We start from the raw sequence: 20,532 nt of genomic DNA on the forward strand, positions 1-20,532 counted from the left end.
AACTTGTTTTCTTCCTCAAACTTTTTGCGTTCGGAAGATGTACGGGTATAAGTTTTGTTGACAGCACCATGATACCGTATGTCACAATCCAAGACGTTATGCCAACAAGGTATTCAAAGGGGTGGCTGCCGATGGCAAAGGCACAATGGGCTGGTGGCAAGGATTCAAGCTTCATCTGTTGTGTAATGACAGAGGAGAAATCATAACATTACGTGAGCTCGACGAATTCACGTTATTTACATCCTTTTCTACTACAGACATAATATCCTATATCGGTTCAATTTGAAGATTGAACATTTTTCAACCCATACAATGCGAAATACATTTGGTCGCAAGGTCTATGAAAGAGCCAATGAAAATGCCAATATTGCATTGACGAGGTTATCAGAGTCATTTAACCACAGCAATGTTTCAATAAATAAGATTTACTTAGGAATTCGACAGGATGAACTACTTGAGACATATGATTTGCTTGATTTTTAGTATAAGCTATTAAAAAACAGGGGTAAAATGAGCATTCTTCCAAGAAAAGAAGCTATCTTTGCGGCGCACTTGTAAATGCAGGTGTGGACATATGAGAAAGCGCATTTTCGCTTTATTCTGACCGTGTGAACTTCGACAACTCACAGAGTAATATCAGAATATTGAGGAAGAACGCTCTCTTGGTTTGTATTCGTATATGCACGAAATACATCCAAGTGAGGCTGTTCATTCTCCTTATCTGTATTACAAGGGAGTCGAAGCCCTACACGGAAGATGAGGCAGAATGTTTGGCCCCACTTTCTTTTTATGCTTCTCTTAAAAAACTGTAATCCACATCGTAAGGCCATAGATGTACAAAAAAAATTATGGCAAAAATAAGAATGACTTATGCCTATTTTGAAGGTAATGATGGTAACTCACTGACGACAGAAGAGCGTATTAAGGATGCGATGAATCTTTTGAATGGAAATGACAGCATTGTTTTAGATGATGGTAAAGAGTGTGTGAATGAAGCGGAACTTCTCGAAGCTCTAACCAAACATGAAAACAAGTAACTAACAAACAAGTATATGATGGAATGATTTCCTTCATATACTTGAAAATGAATTAATTAAGAGGAGTCGTAAAATAACTTATAAAAATGAAGATATTCGTTTCATTACTGACATTTTTGTGTCTAAGTCTTTTTACTTACGCACAAACGATTAATTATCAATTAATAAAATCAGAAAAGACATCTTCTTCTACTGTGAAACTAACTTTGATGGTATATAGTAAATCAAAGAAAACGATAGATGCAGATGCCCAATATGCAGCTATCAAGACTGTATTATTTGATGGATGCCCTGACACACCTTATAATAAACCGCTATTGGATAGTGGAGAAGCAACTTCATTTGAACAATATCCAAGTTACTTTGACAACTTCTATAATTACCGTATCGGTGATTTCATATTGAATTGCCTACCTGCCTCTTCATTCAAAAAAGGTGATAAGGCTAAAGGCACATTATATGAAGTCCAAGTGAAAGTACTATTGTTGCGGAAAGATTTGGAAAAGAACGGGATTATAAACAAAATGGGTATATGATTATGAGAATTAGAGTAACTTTTCTATTATGCCTGCTTCCTATTCTTTTTATGGAAGCCCAAACGGTTGTACAACCTAAAATAATGGTAATACCTTATACTAAGGAAGGCGAAGATATTAGGACAATTCTTGAGAATGACGAGAACAAACGCATTGCCCTGACTAAAATTAAAGAAGCTTTCGATGAAAGAGGTATCAGTACGATTGATTTTTTGGCAAAGTTGAAAGCAATTGAAAGCGGTAACGTTTTCAGTATGGAAAACAAAGCCGACATAAAATCACAGATTATAGATATGTCAGGGGCGAATATATATGTGGAGGCAGATATTGTATGCAATCAAAATGCCTCTGCTTCATCGGATAAACCCGAAACACGTGTCAAAATAGTCATAACGGTTTATGATAGTGCAACGGGTGCTTCTTTATCCAACAAGGTCGGCGAAAGTGGTACTTTCTATACAAATGACATAGCCAAACTAGCCATGAAAGCCATATCTTCTTGTGCGGATGACTTTTTACAGGTAATGCAAATGAAGTTCTCTGATATATCGGAGAACGGACGCTCCCTGATGTTGCAGATTGGATTTGATGAAAGTTCCATGTTTACAATGGAAAGCGAGGTCGGTTCGCAAGGGTTACTGCTTCAAGATAAAATAGAACTATGGGTATAAGCTCCATACTGTCTGCGGAATACGCGGAGTCATACATTCTTATGACATGACTGCCGCAAGCGTTCATGACCTCCATTATTTTAATGATGTACGTTGGGAATAATATTTAGTGCAAGGCCTGTTTCTCAGATACAGTTCATGATAATGCTAACCATCATTTCCTTTTCCTCAATTCTGGATTCGGCAATCATAATCGTAAGTGCAACAAGTGTATAGTCTGCTATTCTCTTGTGACCATTCTCATCGTATAGAATACCGTTCTTATCAAGGAAATATAGAAAAATCGTTGCCGCGATACGTTTGTTCCCGTCGCTGAAACTGTGGTTCTTAGTGACGAAGTATAGTAGATTTGCGGCTTTTTCTTCAAGGGTAGGGTACACGTCTTCGCCCCCAAAACTTTGGTATATATTACCGATGCTACCTTTGAAGGAGTCGTCTTTTTCATGACCGAACAAATCTGAGTCTGCGTTAAAACGCATCCGGTCAATCAGATTGCGGCACTCCTCGTAGCTTAGAACGTATGTTGCCTTACTTCCTTCTGGCCGTTTCATGCACTGGTGGTCATAATCATCGAGTAAGGTAAGGGCAGTGTTGTAATTCTCAATTACGCTAAGTACCTGTCGGGCATCGAGTTCATTTTGGGTACGTTTCATGATTCGTATCACCTCACCAAGTTGTTGTAATCGCTGCTCGTTGATGGCGTAGCCTTTGACAAGGTATTGTTTTAATATAGAAGTTGCCCAGATTCTGAATTGAGTAGCGTTCTTTGAGTTTACTCGATAACCGACAGAAATAATCATGTCCAGATTATAATAAGGTATGGTTCTTCTGACTGTTCTTCCTCCCTCTTCTTGAACTTGTGCATTTTTCGCACAGGTTGCGTCTTCGCATAATTCTGCTGATTTATAGATGTTCCGAATGTGTCTGACAATTACAGTTCGATCTACTCCAAACAGATTGGACATTTGCGATTGCGTGAGCCACACCGTATCTTTTTCCAGTCTTACATTTAACTGTATATTACCATCTTCATTTTTATAGAAGACGAAAGAACCTTGTTTATCTGTAACCATATTTTTGTTCATTGTTTACTTATCCTATAATTTATATAATGGTTGCTCATAGGCTGTGCGCGTCAGGATGATGAAAAATACCGACAACCGAAGCCCCCGTTCCGGCAGTTTTCCTCCCCTTTGCCTTCGTCAGAAAGAGGCATTCCGAACCCCCGCCAGAAGGTGTTCTGAAGGGGGTCTAATCGTTTAAGTTAATCGATCATCATCGACTAACTTAATCGATCATCGCCGCTTAACTTAATCGACAGTAGCCGTTGTTCCGAAGCGATAACAAGAGGTATTCTGCCTCGGTAATAAATATATACATAAAACCTTAAATCGGGAGCTGCGTTTCGTCCCCGTCGTTCTTTAGGGGATTCCATCCCTGGGCTTTCAGTTCGAACTCCCGGCCGTCGCGGGTAATGAGGGCGCAGCCCAGTTCGGGCTTGGTGATGTGGCCTATCAGCTTGACGTTTTCCATGCCGGCCACTTTTTCGTGGTCGGCAATGGGCACGGTGAACAGCAGTTCGTAGTCTTCGCCTCCGTTCAAGGCGCAGGTGGTGAGGTTCATGTTGAACTCTTCGGCCATGACAGCCGTCTGGTAGTCGATGGGGATGTGTTCCTCGTAGACGCGGCAGCCCGCTTTGCTTTGCGAGCAGATATGTATCAGTTCGGATGAAAGGCCGTCGGAGATGTCCATCATGGCCGTGGGTTGTACGCCTGCCTTGCGCAACTGCTCGATGATGTCCCTGCGGGCTTCGGGGTTCAGTTGGCGTTCCAGCAGGTATTCTTTGCCGGCAAAGTCGGGCTGTACGTCCTTGTCGCTGCCTTTCAGTACGGCTTTTTCGCGCTCCAGCAGCTGAAGGCCCATGTAGGCTGCGCCCAAGTCTCCGCTGACGCATATCAGGTCGGTTTCTTTGGCTCCGTTGCGATAGACGGTCTTGCCTTTTTCGCCTTCGCCGATGCAGGTGATGCCGATGGTGAGGCCCGTGTAGGACGAACAGGTGTCACCGCCTACGATGTCCACGTTATAGACCTTGCAGGCCAGACGGATGCCGGCATACAGTTCCTCCATGTCTTCCACGCAGAAGCGTTTGGACAGGCCCAGCGAGACGGTAATCTGCCTGGGTGTGCCGTTCATGGCGTAGATGTCGGAGAAGTTGACTACGGCAGCCTTGTAGCCCAGGTGCTTCAGGGGTACATAGGTCAGGTCGAAGTGTACGCCTTCGAGCAGGAGGTCGGTGGTGACCAGCACTTCCTTGTCGGCGGGGTAGGAGAGCACGGCGGCATCGTCGCCGATGCCGTAGCGGGTCGATTCGTTTTTAGGTTCGATGCCTTCGGTCAGGTGGTCTATAAGGCCGAACTCGCCGAGGGTGGCTATTTCTGTTCTCATTATATATATATATATATAAAGGTGGAGAATGTCTCAGGCGCGGTCGATGAGTTCGCGCATGATTTCCGTCATGCGGGGCTGGGCGGCGTCGGCGGCTTTCTGTACTTCTTCGTGCGACACTTCTACGATCTTGCCCTCTACGCCCAGGTCGGTGATGACCGATACGCCGAAGACTTTGATGCCGCAGTGGTTGGCTACGATGACTTCGGGCACGGTAGACATGCCGACGGCATCGGCTCCCATGACGTGGAAGAGTCTGTATTCGGCAGGCGTTTCGAACGTCGGGCCCTGTGTGCCCAGATAGACACCGTGCTGTACCTTGATGCCCTTTTCGGCGGCGATGGCATCGGCCTTGCGGATGAGTTCCTTGTCGTAGGCTTCGCTCATGTCCGGGAAGCGGGGGCCGTAGGCGATGTTCTTGCCGCGCAGAGGATGTTCGGGGAAGAAGTTGATGTGGTCGGTGATAATCATCAGGTCGCCGATTTCGAAGGCGGGGTTGGTGCCTCCGCTGGCGTTGGATACGAACAAAGTCTTGATGCCCAGTTCGCGCATGACGCGGACGGGGAAGGTTACTTCCTTCATCGAATAGCCTTCGTAGTAGTGGAAGCGTCCCTGCATGGCCATGATGTCCTTGTTGCCCAGTTTGCCGAAGATGAGCTTGCCGCTGTGCCCTTCGACGGTCGAGACGGGGAAATTGGGGATGTCTTCGTACTTTATTTCATACTTTTCGGTGATTTCGCCGGCCAGGCTTCCCAGACCGGTGCCGAGGATAATCGCTGTTTCGGGTTGCGTGTGCATCTTACTTCTGAGGTAAGCTGCCGTTTCTTGAATTTTTTCTAACATAGCCGATAATCTTTTGGTTAAAGAATTCTTGTTGGTTCAATAAGATTTCCACTTCGATGGGGATGGCATAGATATAGGGTTTCAGGTCTTCGCTCAGTGCAGGATGGGCCTTGAGCCGTGCCGCGTCTTTCTCGGTTGTAAGGATGAGGCGCCGGCGTCCCTCCATTTGTGAAAATTCTCTTTCGATGAGCTTCATATCTTTCCTGCTGAAGTCGTGATGGTCGGAAAACGAGAGTTGCCTGAGTGTCCTGGCGTGGAGCTTCACTTCTTCGGCCAGCGGTTGCGGCGATGCGATGCCCGTGACAAGGAGTACATGCTCTTCACCGTTCAATATCTTGGGCAGAGGGCGGTCGGACACGGCTTGTGGAAATACGGCGGCAGGCATGCCATAGCGTATGCGCGTGAAGTAAAGCTGTTGGTAAGGATACAGGTTGAGTCGTTTCCCTGTGATATTGAGGTCGATCGGCTTGATGTCTTGCGGACACTTGGTGACGATGACAATCTGTGCGCGGGTCTTTCCCGAAGCGGATTCGCGCAACCGTCCTGCGGGCAGCAGGCAGTCTTCGGTGAACAGACGGTTATAGTCGGTCAGCAATATGTTCAGGCCTGCTTGTACATACCGGTGCTGGAAGGCATCGTCCAGCAGGATGACATCGGGGCGGGGATTGTCCAGCTCCAGTAATCGGCCGATGCCGTGACAACGGTCGGCATCGACCGCTATGCGTGCCTGGGGAAATTTCTCTTTCATCTGATAGGGCTCGTCGCCTATCCGGGCGGCATTGCTATGGGCATCTGCCAGTATATAGCCTTTGCTTTTGCGCTTGTAGCCGCGGCTCAATACGGCTACGTTCAGTCCTGCCTGTTGCAATAGCCGTATCAGATACTCCGTGTGGGGCGTCTTGCCCGTGCCGCCTGCGGTCAGGTTTCCGATGCAGATGACAGGAACGTCAAAGCTCTTCGACGGGAGTATCTTCCAGTCGAAGAGCTTGTTGCGGAACCACACCCCTCCTCCGTACATCCACGAGAGTGGGAGAAGCCAGCGGTGTGTCGGGACGGAACGTTCTGCCATCTGTACAGGAGCGCTTTATTCTATATTCAGTTCGAAGGGCAGGCGTGCCTGGATGCGGTCGCGCTTGTCGAAATTCTCCAGGATGCTGAATTGGCGGTAGAGCTCGCCGGCCTTGCCGCTGAGGAAGCGTGACTTGAGGTAACTGCCCAGATTGGTGCTCATCAACATTTCGAGGAAGGTCTGTTTAGCCGGATATGACACGACGGTATAGGCATCTATACCGGCTTTCCGGCAGGCAATCTCCAGCGCACGATCCAGTCCGCCCAGCTCATCGACAAGACCCAGCTCCTTGGCGGTGCTGCCTGTCCATACGCGGCCTTGGGCAATCTTGTCCAGTTCTTCCCTGGCGATGCCGCGTCCTTCGGAGCAGCGGGTCAGGAAGAGATCGTAACCTTGGTTCACCATCTTTTGCATAAGGGCCTTCTCGCCTTCGTTCATGGGGCGGCCCGTAGCGCCGAAGTCGGCATATTCGTTGGTCTTCACCACGTCGAAGTCAAGGCCTATCTTGTCGGTCAGTCCCTTCACGTTGGGGTACATGCCGAAGATGCCGATAGAGCCTGTCAGGGTAGTGGGTTCGGCCACGATGGTATCGGCGTTGCACGACATGTAGTATCCGCCCGAAGCGGCATATTCGCCCATGGAGACGATGACGGGTTTCTCTTTCTTCAGTTGGCTGATGGCATACCACAGCTGTTCGGAGCCGTAGGCACTTCCGCCGGGCGAGTTAATGCGGAGCACGACAGCCTTTACGTCGTCATTTTCCTGCAGACGGCGTAGGTCGCGGATGACCTTGGAGGTGATGATGGTGGGCTGGTCGCTGAGCAACGTAAACGTACTTCCGTAATCGACGATTTCGCCACTGGCATAGTACACGGCCACGATGTTGCCGCTCTTGTCCTTCGGCTGGTTCTTGTGCACGTTCACCATGTCTTGCAATTCCAAAACGGGCAGGTTGTCGTCCTTATCGAGGCCGACTAAGGGCTTCAGGTAGTCGCGCACATTGTTCTTGTATATTAAGGTGTCCACCAGACCACATTTCACGGCTTCTTCCGAAGGTTCGAACATAATCATGTTGTCGGCATACCGGTTGAGCTTGTCTATGCTGATGTTACGCGATTCGGATACGGCTTGGGTCACGGCATCCCATACGGAGTGGATGTAGGCCGTCACTTGTTCGCGGTTGGCGGGGCTCATCTCGGTAGCGATGAAAGGCTCGACGGCCGACTTGTAGGTACCCACCTTGAAGATCTGCATCTCCACACCTATCTTTTCGAGCAGGTCCTTGTAGAAGACGGGAGTCGAGGCGATGCCGCGCCATTCGAGCGAACCTTTGGGGTTCATCAGCACCTTGTCGGCTACACTGGCCAGATAGTACAGGCTCTGCTGGTAGTTGTCGGCATAGGCTATGACGAACTTGCCGCTTTCCTTAAAGTCGAGCAGCGTGTTGCGTATCTCCTCAATGGCGGCATATCCGGCAGTCAGATAGCTGAGTTGCAGGTAGATGCCTTTGATGTTTTCATTCTCCTTAGCCTTGCGGATGGAGGAGAGGATGTCATCCAGTCCGTATATCTGATAATCGTCACTGAACAGGGTTTCGTAAGGCATCGCTTCATACCTTTCTCTCAGTTCGCCTTTCAGTTCGAGCATCATGACGGAGTTGGAACTTACTTGTGTTTCGGCTTCCGATGAAGCCAGGGCGCTGAACAGTATCAGCATGCCTCCAAAGAATAACACGACGCAGGACAGGATGATACCCGTCACAGTCGCGAAAGTAAATTTGAAAAAATCTTTCATATTGGTAATCTTGTTAATTGCTAACTTTATCAAGCTAACAAAGATAAATAATAAGGTTGATACTTGCTTTATCTGTCGCCAACTTTTTTATTTTATCACAAAAATATCAGTCTTTCGTCTGAAAAATATCCCTTGCATCAGGGGGCTTTGACCTTCTTGTAAGGGCGGTCTGTGGCTGTTTGCACAAAAAAGGCTGTTTTGTCAGCTGGAAAACGGTGTTTTCTTCTTGCGAACGCAATGCTTTACGGTATGCGAAATAATGGAATAAAGTCGTATCTTTGCATCTGCAAAAGAGTGATAGCAGTGAATTTGATTATTGACATAGGGAATACGGTGGCCAAAATAGCCCTTTTTGAGGGAACCGATTTGAAAGATGTGGTCTATGACTCTAACTTCACGCTGGAGTCGTTGCCTGATGTCTGTCGCCGCTATCCTATAGAAAAGGCCATTGTGGCTACGGTTATTGATTTGACAGACGAGGTCGAAGCGCGTTTGGCAGAATTGCCTTGCCCCCTGCTGAGGTTAGGAGCCGACACCCCTCTCCCCGTGGAAAATCTTTATGAAACGCCCCTCACGCTGGGTTACGACCGCATAGCGGCTGTGGTAGGTGCTGTCGAGCGTTTCCCTGGCAGGGATATCTTGGTGATAGATGCCGGTACGTGCATCACGTATGAATTTGTAGATGCGGCCGGCCGGTATCATGGCGGAAATATTTCGCCCGGTATGCAAATGCGTTTCAAGGCATTGAACCACTATACGGGACGCCTTCCTCTTGTCGAAGCCGATGGCCGCCTGCTCCCGATAGGGAAGGATACGGAGACGGCTATCCGTGCAGGGGTGTTGAAAGGCATTGAATTCGAAATGGCAGGCTACATTCATGCGATGAAAGATAAATATCTCGAACTTTTGGTTTTTTTAACGGGGGGCGACGTTTTTTCTTTTGATACAAACTTAAAAAGTATCATCTTTGCAGACAGATTTTTAGTGTTGAAAGGATTAAACCGAATATTGATATACAATAATGACGCGATATAGACAGACACTCCTGACGCTTCTGCTCAGCTTGTTCTTCGGGGAGGGGATGGCTCAAAATAATACAAACTCACCTTATACAAGGTATGGATACGGGCATCTGGCAGAACAGGGGTCGAGTAATAGCAAGGCAATGGGCGGAGTGGCCTATGGCTTGCGTGACGGTGCGCAGGTGAACTTTGCCAATCCGGCTTCCTATACAGCGGTTGATTCCTTGACATTTATTTTCGACGGATCGGTTTCGTTACAAAATACGAACTTCAGTGACGGTACATTGAAGCAAAATGCTAAAAATTCAAGTTTCGATTATATCACCATGCAGTTTCGATTGGCCCGCTGGTGTGGTATGAGCGTGGGCTTGATACCCTATTCAAACGTAGGCTATAACATGGGAGAATATAGAGAAGATACTGACAACTCTTCTAATTCTAGCTCCGTGACCTACTCGGGAGAAGGGGGCTTGCATCAGGTTTATGCCGGATTAGGGTTTAAAATATTTAAAAACCTTTCTGTTGGTGCAAATATTTCGTATCTTTGGGGAGATATAGCGCGGACTTCGTATCTGACATTCCCCTCGGATGCCAATAAGTTCCCTTATCAGAAGACATGGGACGCTGCGTGGAAAAGCTATAAGCTTGATTTTGGCGTACAATATACGCAAACGTGGGGAAAGAAGAATGCGTTGACAATAGGAGCCGTATTTTCTCCCAAACATGATTTGGGGGGTAAAACCTCGGTTAGCGAAGCGGTAGGTAATTCTACAACCGGAGCTACTTATATTTCGCGTGACAGTGTGGCTACGTATGGTATTCCGTTGTCTATCGGTGCGGGTTTGGCTTATGTGTATGACAAACGCCTGACGGTAGGGGCTGATTTTTTGTTGCAGGAATGGAGCAAGGTGACCTATATGAGCAATGCCGATGCGTTTTGTTCCAGAGTGCGTATCGGAATAGGAGCTGAATACATTCCTAACCTGATGGGGCGTAGCTACTTCGCTCATGTCAAATATCGTTTGGGAGCCTATTATTCGCTTCCTTATTATAAGATAGAAGGCGAACGTGCTGCAAAGGGATTTGGTGTTTCTGCCGGTTTTGGTCTTCCTATACCGCGTACTCGTTCCGTGTTGAGCGTGACGGCGCAGTATGCGAGGGTTCGTGGATCGAAAGTGACGTTTGTTGATGAAAATACATTGAGACTTGTTGTCGGTGTGACATTCAACGAACGCTGGTTCTTTAAACGGAAAGTGGATTAAAGTATTTGGACATTGAAATATAACAACTAAAATTTTGAATACAATGAAAATTAAGACGCTTGTAGCTGTATTGCTTCTTGCTGGTGGAGCGACCGGCGCTTACGCACAAAAAGACTGTAAAGCCAACAGTAGTATTTCTCATGAAGCTGTTAAGGGTAAAAATTACAAGGATGCTTATGCTCCCTGTATGGAAGTGTTGAAAGATTGCCCGACACTGAGATTTTATACCTTTACGGATGCAGAAGATATTCTGACCGGTTTGATGAAGCCTATCAAGGATCGTAATTCTGTTGAATATCAGAAATATTTCAACGAACTGATGGAAGTGCATGACTTGAAGATGAAGTACATGCCCGAATTTGCGGCTAAGGGAACCAAGTTGACTTACTCTGTAGCTGGTGCTTTGGGACGTAAGGCTATTGATTACTTGACTTATGCACCGAAACCCGATTTGAAGGAGGCTTATGGCTGGCTGAAAGAATCCGTTGAAACCGACAAGGCTGAAACTTGGAGTCCTATCTTCTATTATTTCATGGATGCTTCTATGCGTATCGTGAAAGTTGACATTTCTCACACAGACCAGTTCTTCCAGGACTATCTGAACGTAGGGCAATATTTGAATGACGCGTTGGCTGCCGCAACATCTGCTGATAAGAAGACCAACATCGAAAAGATGAAGGAAACGGTTGATGCTATCTTTATTAATAGTGGTGTAGCCGATTGCGAGTCTTTGCAAAACATTTATGGACCTCAGGTAGAAGCCAATCAAAATGACTCTACTTTCTTGAAGAAGGCTATCAATGTACTTAAAATGATGAAATGTACAGAAAGCGAAGCTTACTTCCAGGCTTCTTACTATATGTATAAAATAGATCCGACAGCTGATGCAGCCGTAGGTTGCGGATATCAGGCATATAAGAAGGGAGATTATGATGCAGCTGTGAAGTACTTTGACGAAGCTATCAATATGGAAACCGACAATGCCAAGAAGGCTGAAATGGCTTATGCTGCAGCAGCAGCTATGTTTGGTGCCAAGAAGTGGTCGCAGGTGCGTAGTTATTGTTACAAAGCTCTCAGCTTCAATGAGAACTTTGGTAGTGCTTATATCTTGTTGGCTCAAGCTTATGGCTCAAATCCTCGGTGGAATGATGAACCGGCCTTGAATAAGTGTACTTACTATGTAGTACTTGATAAGTTGCAGAGAGCTAAATCTGTCGATCCTTCTGTTGCTGATCAAGCCAATGAGCTAATTAGGACTTACTCTGCTCACGTGCCCGAAATCAAGGATCTCTTCATGTTGGGTTACAAGGCTGGAGACCGTATTACGGTTGAAGGTTGGATTGGCGAGAGCACAACCATCAGATAAAATATGTATGTCTCTGAGACCTTTACGAGTCGTAGCACATAAGAATTTAAGCATAACCATTGCCTTAATGGCAATGGTTATGCTTCTTTTATTCTCTCCCTGTTCTGGGCGTAAGAAAGAATTAGGTGAGGCTATCACCGAACGTGATTCTTTGCCTGTGATGGATACTCGTGGAGTTATTACATTGGTGTCCGATTCGGGAATTATCCGTTATCGGGTAAATGCGGAGGAATGGAAGGTTTACGATCGTAAATCGCCTTCATATTGGGCTTTTGAGAAAGGAGTATATGTCGAGAAGTTCGATTCGTTGTTCCAGGTAGAAGCCAGTATCGAGGCGGATACTGCCTATTACTATGACAAACAACGGTTATGGAAGCTGATGAGCAATGTGCATATTCAAAACCTGAAAGGAGAGAAGTTTGATACTGAGTTATTGTATTGGGATCAGAACAAGAAGAAAGTGTATTCGGATAAGGAAGTGCGCATTGAACAACCTGATCAGATTATTTATGCTGTGGGATTCGAGTCGGATGAACAATTGTCTAAATATGTTTTCTTTAAGACGAACGGAATCTTTTATATAGACGAAGAAAACGAGGAGGCTCCAGCCGACTCCTTGCAAACTGATTCAGTCAATTTATAAATATGGGGATATTGATATCTTTATTGGTTACGATGGCTTTCTCTGCTTTTTTTTCTGGAATAGAGATTGCTTATGTTTCTGTAGATAAGCTCCGCTTTGAGATGGATAAGAAGCCAGGAGTGACAACATCCATATTATCTTATTTTTTCAGAAATCCCAATAACTTTATATCTACGATGTTGGTAGGCAACAATATCGCCTTAGTTATTTATGGCATTCTAATGGCACAGATTATAGGGTATCTGTTGGCTGGGATCATTGACAATCATTTTTGGCAGGTATTGATTCAGACAGTCATTTCTACGCTGATTATCCTTGTGACAGGAGAATTCTTGCCTAAGAATCTTTTTAAGATTAATCCGAATTTGGTGCTACGTGTCTGTGCAGTTCCTCTGTTCGTATGTTATGTTGTTCTTTTCCCGGTGTCTAAATTTGCCTCATGTTTGTCTTTCCTTTGTTTACGCATATTTGGAATACGTGTTAATAAAGAGGCTTCTGACAGAGCTTTCGGTAAAGTCGATTTGGATTATTTCGTTCAGTCGGGTATTGAGAATGCTGAAGATGAAAAGGAGCTGGATGCGGAAGTGAAAATCTTTCAGAATGCTCTTGATTTTTCGAATGTCAAGATACGCGATTGTATTGTACCACGTACAGAGATTGTGGCTGTCGATATGGAGGATTCTCTCTCTCTCGAAGAACTCAATAATCTGTTTGTCGAATCAGGATTATCGAAGATTATTGTATATAAAGGCAATATAGATAATGTTGTGGGATATATCCATTCTTCGGAGATGTTCCGCAATCCGACAGATTGGCGCAATAATGTGAAGGAAATTCCTATTGTACCCGAGACCATGCCGGCTCATAAATTGATGAAGATTTTTATGCAACAAAAGAAAACGTTGGCTGTGGTTGTCGATGAGTTTGGTGGAACTTCTGGTATCGTGTCGCTCGAGGACTTGGTGGAAGAAATTTTTGGTGATATAGAAGATGAACATGACAATATATCTTATGTATGCAGGCAAATAGCCGAACATGAATATTTGCTGTCTGCCCGCCTTGAAATAGAAAAAGTTAATGAAGCTTTTACACTTGATTTGCCTGAATCAGATGATTATTTGACAATAGGAGGTCTGATTTTGAATACTTATCAAAGTTTCCCTAAGTTGAATGAAGTGGTTGCTATCGGAAAGTTTCAGTTTAAAATTATCAAGGTCACAGCTACTAAAATAGAGCTTGTAAAGCTGAAAGTGGTCGAATAATTCTTATAAAGCGTAATTTTTCTTGGAATAAATAGATGTGTATTAGCATTTTTTGTATCTTCGTGCGCTAAAAACTGATTGGAGCGAGAAAAAGAATAATAAACAAATAAATCAATTAATAAAAAATGGCAACATTACAAAACATTCGGTCTAAAGGACCATTATTGGTGATTGCTGTAGGCTTGGCATTGTTTGCCTTCATTGCAGGTGATGCATGGAAGGTTTTGCAACCGCATCAGTCACAAAATGTGGGTGAGGTGAATGGTGAAGTCCTTTCAGCCCAAGATTATCAATCATTAGTTGAGGAATATGCAGAAGTGGTTAAATTCTCGAATGGCAATAACTTGACAGATGACCAGATGAATCAGTTGCGAGACGAAGTTTGGAGAACTTATGTCAATAACAAACTGATAGAAACTGAGGCTAAGAAATTAGGTCTGACGGTATCTAAGGAAGAAATAAAGTCTATTATTAATGAAGGCACTCATCCGCTTTTGGCTCAAACTCCTTTCCGCAATCCTCAGACAGGTGCTTTTGACAAGGATATGCTGATGAAATTCTTGGCTGACTATGCTAAGATGAACAAGAGTCAAATGCCTGCACAATACGCTGAATATTACAACTCTATGTATAAGCTGTGGTCATTCATTGAGAAAACACTTGTGCAGACTCGCTTGCAGGAAAAGTATAGCACACTTATTGCAAAATCATTGCTATCCAATCCTGTTGAAGCTCAAGTCGCTTTTGATGGTCGAGTAAATCAGATGGATTTGCAGTTGGCTGCTATTCCATATTCTACAATCGCTGATTCAACGGTGAAAGTCACAGATGCAGAGTTGAAGGCAGCCTATGATGAAAAGAAAGAGCAATATCGTCAATATGTAGAAACACGTAATATCAAGTATATTGATGTACAGGTAACTGCTAGCGAAGAAGATAAGGCAGAATTGCGCAAGGAAATGGATGAATATACCGCTCAGCTTGCAGATGCAACTTCCGATTATGCTTCATTGGTACGCTCTACTGGTTCAGAGCAGCCTTATGTAGACTTGTATTGTACAACAAGAGCTTTGCCTTCTGATGTCGTTGCACGTTTGGATTCTGTATCTGTAGGCGATGTGTTTGGCCCTTATTATAACGCTGCAGACAATACATTGAACTCGTTCAAGAAATTGGCCAAGGCTGCTTTGCCTGACTCTATCCAGTATCGTCAGATCTGGGTAACGGCTGAAACTCCAGAGAAAACAAAAGTTTTAGCAGATAGTATTTATGGAGCGATTAAAGGTGGAGCCGATTTCGCTGAATTGGCTAAGAAGTATGGGCAAACAGGTGAGTCTGCTTGGATTGCTTCTGCTAACTATGAAGGTGCTCAGGTGGACGGCGATAATTTGAAGTATATTACAGCTGTTGTAGATGCAGAGATAAACGAATTGAAGAATATTGCTTTAGGGCAAGGTAATGTTATTCTTCAGGTAACTGCCAAGAAAGCTGTTAAGGATAAATATAAAGTAGCTGTAGTGAAGCGCACAATCGAATTTAGCAAGGAGACTTATAGCAAGGCCTATAATGACTTCAGTCAGTTCATTGCTTCTAATGGGACGTTGGAAGAACTTGTAGCCAATGCAGAAGATGCGGGTTATAGACTGCTTGACCGTACAGATCTTTACAGCGCAGAACACAATATTGGTGGCGTTCGTGGCACAAAGGAAGCCTTGAGATGGGTGTTCTCTGCAAAACCGGGCGATGTTTCCGGTCTGTATGAGTGTGGTGAAAGCGATCACATGATGGTTGTAGGACTGGTTGCAATAAATCCTGAAGGTTATCGCCCGTTGTCTGCTGTGCACAATGAACTGAGAATGTTGCTGATGCATGACAAGAAAGCTGAGAAAATTATGGCTGACATGAAGGCAGCCAATGCTTCTTCTTTTGAGCAGTATAAGAATATGTCTGGTGCAGTTTCTGATTCAGTGAAACATGTAACATTTGATGCTCCGGCTTTTGTGTCTGCATTGCGTAGTAGTGAACCTTTGGTTAGCGCTTATGTACCGGTAGGTGAAGTTAATCAATTGAGTGCTCCCATAAAGGGTAATGCAGGTGTCTTTGTTTTGCAGCCTTATGCGGAAGATAAACTCAATGAAACTTTCGAACAACAAGCTGAAGTAGACAAGTTGCAAAACATGTATATCAACTTGGTTGTAAGACAGTTTATCAACGATCTTTATCTGAAAGCAAAAGTCAAAGATGAACGTTACTTGTTCTTTTGATAAATAGACTACTATATTAATATTGATGCAGGAGCTGTCCAAATTGTTTGGATAGCTCTTGTTGTCTTTGTGCAACTTTATTTTTACCTTTGCTAACGTGAGTTCAATATAAAGTCAAAAAAATAGAGAGTTGTCCGTCCTTGATAAAGTTCACTTCAATGGCAGGCTTTTTTTCAAAAAAGCAGTATGCTGCGATGGCTGACAAGGAGTTGGCTATAAAGTTACTGAATGACCGATGTCCGGATTGTTCTATCTGTGCAATGTTCTTCAGTTTGTCATTGACCGTTTCAATCAAAGCTATTTTCCGACGCAAAATCTTGTCGGCAATACTCATCAGTGAGTTCTTCATATTGTTTTTGACTTTAGTGACAAGTTGTATGCCATTAAGGGAAAGGCTTTCAAACAGAGCGTGACCGATATATCCCTTGTCTGCACATAGTTTTCCTTTGATGTTCTCCAGAAACTTACCCTGTTTCAACGGTTCCCGGTCATCCACGTTTCCGGGCGTGAACATGAAATTGAGAATCCCCCCCTTGTCATTGATTATCAGATGCAGCTTGAATCCGAAGAACCATCCCATGGAACATTTTCCACGCTCGGCAAGACCTTCAAATATCTTATGAATCAGAATCCGTTGGTTACGACAGACACGCAAGGGAGTCGAGTCAACGAAACTGATTCCGGTACAGCTCCCCGACAGGACTTTCTTGATGAAAATGGTCAGGGGAAGCAGTACTTCCTTCTCCGGTTCCACGAAACGGTTATCGGAGACCAAACGCGGAAACATGTGTCCCAGATGTTTGCAGACATACTCCTTGTAATAATGTTTGAAGCAGTGGAAACCACCGAAATGGAACAGGATAAGAACAACCATCATCTCAGCATCATTCATGCGGTTAGGCTTGTTACGATATCTAATAGGGTTTGTCTTCAATCATATATTTTTCCTGCTGCAATGTAAATTCCTTGCAAAAATCATCGGCCATACAATAAATCTCCGTAACTTTAAATTCTGAAAACATAGTGACAATCGTTTAAATGTTATAACTTGACACTATAAATTTAATACTTTTATCGCTATGTTTCTATTAATCAGATAAATATATTAATTCTTATATCAAACTCACGTGACTTAAGCATCATAGAAAATCTCCAGCTTTTAGATAATACAAAGCCTTTGTGGAATTTATATATGGGAAGCTTGTCGGTGATAAGGGATACATCGGCAAGAAGCTCTTTGAGAGATTATTCGTGGACGGCATACAAATTATAACCAAGTTGAAAAGCAATATGAAAGGAGCACTGATGTCACTTTCAGACAAACTACTCCCCAGGAAACGGGTCATTATCGAAACCGTCAATGACGAACTCAAAAATATAGCACAAGTGGAACATTCAAGGCATGGAACCTTTGATAATTTTATTGTCAACCTCTTGAGTGCAATTGCCGCATATTGCTGTTTTCCAAAGAAGCCGTGTATCAATGTCATGAGAACGATTGACACACAGCTTGCATTGTTTTGAATTCGTTGAACTCACGTTAAAATATGAGCAATTTTCAATTGGTATTTACACGATTGGCAGAAAAAACTTATATTTGTACCCTGTCTTCGGCCACAACCTTCGTGCCCCGCAGGCCGGAATATGGGCAACATAATAAAAATGGTTTTATTCTTTAACGTACAACTTATGAAAAATACACTTTGGAGAAGAAGGGTGCAGGGATTGCTCTTGATGGGAGGATGCCTGTATGCAGGCGCGGCAGGTGCGCAGGAAAACAAGCTGGTATTACACTACAACCGACCGGCGGAATATTTCGAGGAGGCGCTGGTGATAGGCAACGGCACGATGGGGGCCATCGTCTACGGCGGTACGCAACGCGATGTGCTCTCGCTGAACGACCTGACCTTGTGGACGGGTGAACCCGATCGCGAGGTGACTACCCCCGATGCCCATCGGTCTATCCCCGTCATCCGCCAGCTGTTAGACAACGAGGACTACCGTGCTGCCGACCGCGAACAACGCAAGGTACAGGGGCACTATAGCGAAAACTACCAGCCCCTGGGGCAACTGACTGTCGCCTACTTGGACGAGGCGGCCGAGATAACTGCCTATCGCCGTTCGCTGGACATCGGCAATGCTATCGCGCGGACGGAATACCTTCGCGGAGGCAGGAAGCAGGCGTGCGACTACTTTGCCTCAGCGCCCGACTCGGTGATTGTGTTACGCCTGACGTCGGCAGGTGAGAAAGGCATCAGGGCTCTGCTCTCGTTCAGCTCGCAGCTGCCTCACTCCACGACAGCCGCCGGCAACGAGATGGCTGTCGAGGGCTATACGGCCTATCATTCGTATCCGTCTTATTACATGGGTGTCAAGGAGAAACATCTGTACGACCCCGAACGGGGGATGCGCTTCCGCACGCTGGTCAGGGTGCTGACGCAGGGAGGCAGTGTGAAGAGCTATCCTTCGGGCGAGCTGAAAATCGAGGGCGCACGCGAGGCGCTGGTGCTGGTGGCCAACGTGACGAGCTTCAACGGCTTCGATAAAGATCCTGCCCGCGAGGGACGTGACTATCGCGGATTGGTGGAGCGGCGCATGGAGCGGGCGGCCGCCAAGACGTATGACGAGCTGAGGGAAGCGCACGTGGCCGACTACAGGCACTACTTCGATCGCGTGAAGCTGGACTTGGGACAGACGGCCCCCGAAATAGCAGCCCTACCTACCGACGAACAACTGAAGCTCTATACGGACAAGTCGCAAGCCAACCCCGCACTGGAGACGCTCTACTTTCAGTTCGGACGCTACCTGCTCATCTCCAGCTCGCGTACACCGGGCGTACCCGCCAACCTGCAAGGCCTGTGGAACGAGCGCATCCTGCCGCCCTGGAGCTGCAATTATACTACGAACATCAACTTGGAGGAAAACTATTGGGCAGCCGAGACGGCCAACCTGAGCGAAATGCACCGCCCGCTGATGGATTTCATCGCCAACCTGAGTCACACAGGGGCGGAGACGGCCAAAGCTTATTATGGCGTGGATAAAGGCTGGTGCTTAGGGCATAACACGGACATCTGGGCCATGACCTGTCCCGTAGGCCTGAACGTGGGCGACCCCTCGTGGGCCTGTTGGATGATGGGCGGCGCATGGCTGTCCACCCACATTTGGGAACGCTACCAGTTTACGCGCGACAAAGAATTTCTCAGGCAATATTATCCTGTTCTGAAGGGAGCGGCGGAGTTCTGCCTGAACTGGCTCGTAGAGAAGGACGGCAAGCTGATAACCTCGCCCGGTACCTCGCCCGAAAATATGTTCGTCACGCCCGACGGTTATGTAGGCTCCACTTCCTACGGCTGTACGTCCGACCTGGCCATGACGCGCGAATGCCTGATGGACGCTGCCGAAGCTGCCAGGGAACTGAAGACGGACAAGGACTTCCAGAAGCAAGTGGAGAAGACGCTGCCCCGCCTCTGGCCTTATCACGTGGGAGCCGACGGCAACCTGCAGGAGTGGTACCACGACTGGAAAGACCAAGACCCGCAGCACCGCCACCAGTCGCATTTGTTCGGCCTCTATCCGGGCCATCACCTGAGTGTGGCGGCTACGCCCGGCCTGGCCAAAGCCTGCGCACGCACGCTGGAAATCAAGGGTGACAATACGACGGGATGGAGCACGGGCTGGCGTGTCAACCTCTATGCCCGCCTGGACGACGGCAAGAACGCCTACCACATCTACCGCCGCCTGCTTCGCTTGGTAAGCCCCGACGAATACAAAGGAAAGGATGCCCGACGCGGGGGAGGCACGTACCCCAACCTGCTGGATGCCCATTCGCCTTTCCAGATTGACGGAAACTTTGGCGGATGTGCAGGCGTCATCGAGATGCTGATGCAATCTGTCGAAGGCTCCATCAGCCTGCTGCCCGCCCTGCCTGAGCAGTGGAAGGACGGTCACGTGGAGGGTATCTGCGCGCGCGGCGGCTTCGTGGTGGACATGACGTGGAAGGACGGCTGTGTGACAGCCCTGCGTGTTACCGCCCGCGCAGACGGAAAGACGCAGCTCTGCTTCAACGGACAGAAGAAACGCATCAGTCTGAAGGCAGGCGAGAGCTGGGAGATGTAGCGCTTCTTCGGGCGGAGGATTCGCAGAAAATTCACCGCAGACTACCCAGATTGACATTCATTCTGATTTTCCGATTATCCCAATTGGAAAGATCGGTGTTTTCCTCCGTACAGCTTGTCTATCAGGGGATATTCAGTAAATGTTCCTAAAAATAAAATGGCATATGAAGATTACATATCATAATCCCTTCAAATGCCATTTT

15 protein-coding genes and 4 pseudogenes are annotated in these 20,532 nt (G+C 46.2%); 13 read left to right on the forward strand and 6 right to left on the reverse strand.

From position 1 onward, the window contains the following. The 5 genes and pseudogenes from Q0Z70_RS10235 to Q0Z70_RS10255 all read left to right on the forward strand — a co-directional run. Window positions 1–214 (forward strand): annotated as a pseudogene (locus Q0Z70_RS10235) (transposase); the annotation flags it as partial. A 634-nt stretch (window positions 215–848) separates the two neighbouring features. Next, the gene (locus tag Q0Z70_RS10240; protein ID WP_298074221.1) at window positions 849–1,037 is read left to right on the forward strand and encodes a hypothetical protein; all 189 of its coding nucleotides are present in this window, start codon (window positions 849–851) and stop codon (window positions 1,035–1,037) included. An 86-nt stretch (window positions 1,038–1,123) separates the two neighbouring features. Beyond that, window positions 1,124–1,573 carry a hypothetical protein gene (locus Q0Z70_RS10245; protein WP_298074222.1) on the forward strand — a complete coding sequence of 150 codons (450 nt, stop codon included), beginning with the start codon at window positions 1,124–1,126 and terminating at the stop codon, window positions 1,571–1,573. Window positions 1,574–1,656: 83 nt separating this feature from the next. Beyond that, complete coding sequence (locus Q0Z70_RS10250; protein ID WP_298074245.1) at window positions 1,657–2,244, forward strand: DUF6175 family protein; 588 nt, start codon at window positions 1,657–1,659, stop codon at window positions 2,242–2,244. Further along, a pseudogene (locus Q0Z70_RS10255) lies at window positions 2,234–2,338 on the forward strand (transposase); the annotation flags it as partial. The gene Q0Z70_RS10250 and the pseudogene Q0Z70_RS10255, both read left to right, overlap by 11 nt. Window positions 2,339–2,369: 31 nt before the next feature. On the opposite strand, the gene Q0Z70_RS10260 reads toward Q0Z70_RS10255, so the two are convergent. From Q0Z70_RS10260 to sppA, 5 genes are all read right to left on the reverse strand, one after another. After that, a complete protein-coding gene (locus Q0Z70_RS10260; protein WP_298074224.1) occupies window positions 2,370–3,317 on the reverse strand; it encodes a virulence protein RhuM/Fic/DOC family protein in 948 nt (315 codons plus the stop codon). Window positions 3,318–3,630: 313 nt separating this feature from the next. Next, window positions 3,631–4,689 (reverse strand): thiamine-phosphate kinase, encoded by a 1,059-nt coding sequence (gene thiL / locus Q0Z70_RS10265; protein ID WP_298074226.1) that lies wholly within the window; start codon window positions 4,687–4,689, stop codon window positions 3,631–3,633. Window positions 4,690–4,722: 33 nt separating this feature from the next. Further along, window positions 4,723–5,532: a purine-nucleoside phosphorylase gene (locus tag Q0Z70_RS10270; RefSeq protein WP_298074227.1), complete on the reverse strand. Its 810-nt coding sequence runs from the start codon at window positions 5,530–5,532 to the stop codon at window positions 4,723–4,725. Beyond that, window positions 5,489–6,601 (reverse strand): tetraacyldisaccharide 4'-kinase, encoded by a 1,113-nt coding sequence (lpxK, locus tag Q0Z70_RS10275; RefSeq protein WP_298074229.1) that lies wholly within the window; start codon window positions 6,599–6,601, stop codon window positions 5,489–5,491. Before lpxK ends, Q0Z70_RS10270 begins: the two co-directional genes overlap by 44 nt. Before the next feature lie 15 nt (window positions 6,602–6,616). Further along, window positions 6,617–8,395, reverse strand: coding sequence for a signal peptide peptidase SppA (gene sppA, locus Q0Z70_RS10280; protein ID WP_298074231.1), 1,779 nt, complete (start codon window positions 8,393–8,395; stop codon window positions 6,617–6,619). A 303-nt stretch (window positions 8,396–8,698) separates the two neighbouring features. Between sppA and Q0Z70_RS10285 the strand changes: the two genes are divergently transcribed. The 6 genes from Q0Z70_RS10285 to Q0Z70_RS10310 all read left to right on the forward strand — a co-directional run bounded on the left by Q0Z70_RS10285 (window position 8,699) and on the right by Q0Z70_RS10310 (window position 16,214). Next, the gene (locus Q0Z70_RS10285) at window positions 8,699–9,430 is read left to right on the forward strand and encodes a type III pantothenate kinase (RefSeq protein ID WP_298074233.1); all 732 of its coding nucleotides are present in this window, start codon (window positions 8,699–8,701) and stop codon (window positions 9,428–9,430) included. After that, window positions 9,417–10,679, forward strand: coding sequence for a hypothetical protein (locus Q0Z70_RS10290; RefSeq protein WP_298074235.1), 1,263 nt, complete (start codon window positions 9,417–9,419; stop codon window positions 10,677–10,679). The genes Q0Z70_RS10285 and Q0Z70_RS10290 overlap by 14 nt, the downstream gene beginning before the upstream one ends. A gap of 43 nt (window positions 10,680–10,722) precedes the next feature. Then, the gene (locus Q0Z70_RS10295) at window positions 10,723–12,045 is read left to right on the forward strand and encodes a hypothetical protein (protein WP_298074247.1); all 1,323 of its coding nucleotides are present in this window, start codon (window positions 10,723–10,725) and stop codon (window positions 12,043–12,045) included. A 7-nt stretch (window positions 12,046–12,052) separates the two neighbouring features. Next, window positions 12,053–12,688, forward strand: coding sequence for an LPS export ABC transporter periplasmic protein LptC (gene lptC, locus Q0Z70_RS10300; RefSeq protein WP_298074237.1), 636 nt, complete (start codon window positions 12,053–12,055; stop codon window positions 12,686–12,688). 2 nt (window positions 12,689–12,690) lie between these two features. After that, on the forward strand, window positions 12,691–13,950 hold the full coding sequence (locus tag Q0Z70_RS10305; RefSeq protein ID WP_298074239.1) for a hemolysin family protein: 1,260 nt from the start codon (window positions 12,691–12,693) through the stop codon (window positions 13,948–13,950). A 125-nt stretch (window positions 13,951–14,075) separates the two neighbouring features. After that, complete coding sequence (locus Q0Z70_RS10310; RefSeq protein ID WP_298074241.1) at window positions 14,076–16,214, forward strand: peptidylprolyl isomerase; 2,139 nt, start codon at window positions 14,076–14,078, stop codon at window positions 16,212–16,214. A gap of 103 nt (window positions 16,215–16,317) precedes the next feature. Here the strand turns inward: Q0Z70_RS10310 and Q0Z70_RS10315 are convergent. After that, window positions 16,318–17,236, reverse strand: a pseudogene (locus tag Q0Z70_RS10315) (IS982 family transposase). A gap of 145 nt (window positions 17,237–17,381) precedes the next feature. Between Q0Z70_RS10315 and Q0Z70_RS10320 the strand changes: the two are divergent. Together Q0Z70_RS10320 and Q0Z70_RS10325 are read left to right on the forward strand one after the other, a co-directional pair. Next, window positions 17,382–17,738, forward strand: a pseudogene (locus Q0Z70_RS10320) (transposase); the annotation flags it as partial. A gap of 165 nt (window positions 17,739–17,903) precedes the next feature. Next, a complete protein-coding gene (locus Q0Z70_RS10325; RefSeq protein ID WP_298074243.1) occupies window positions 17,904–20,330 on the forward strand; it encodes a glycoside hydrolase N-terminal domain-containing protein in 2,427 nt (808 codons plus the stop codon). Window positions 20,331–20,532: the final 202 nt, after the last annotated feature.

The organism is uncultured Bacteroides sp., from assembly GCF_947632445.1.
In the GTDB taxonomy this organism is placed as follows: Bacteria; Bacteroidota; Bacteroidia; order Bacteroidales; family Bacteroidaceae; genus Bacteroides.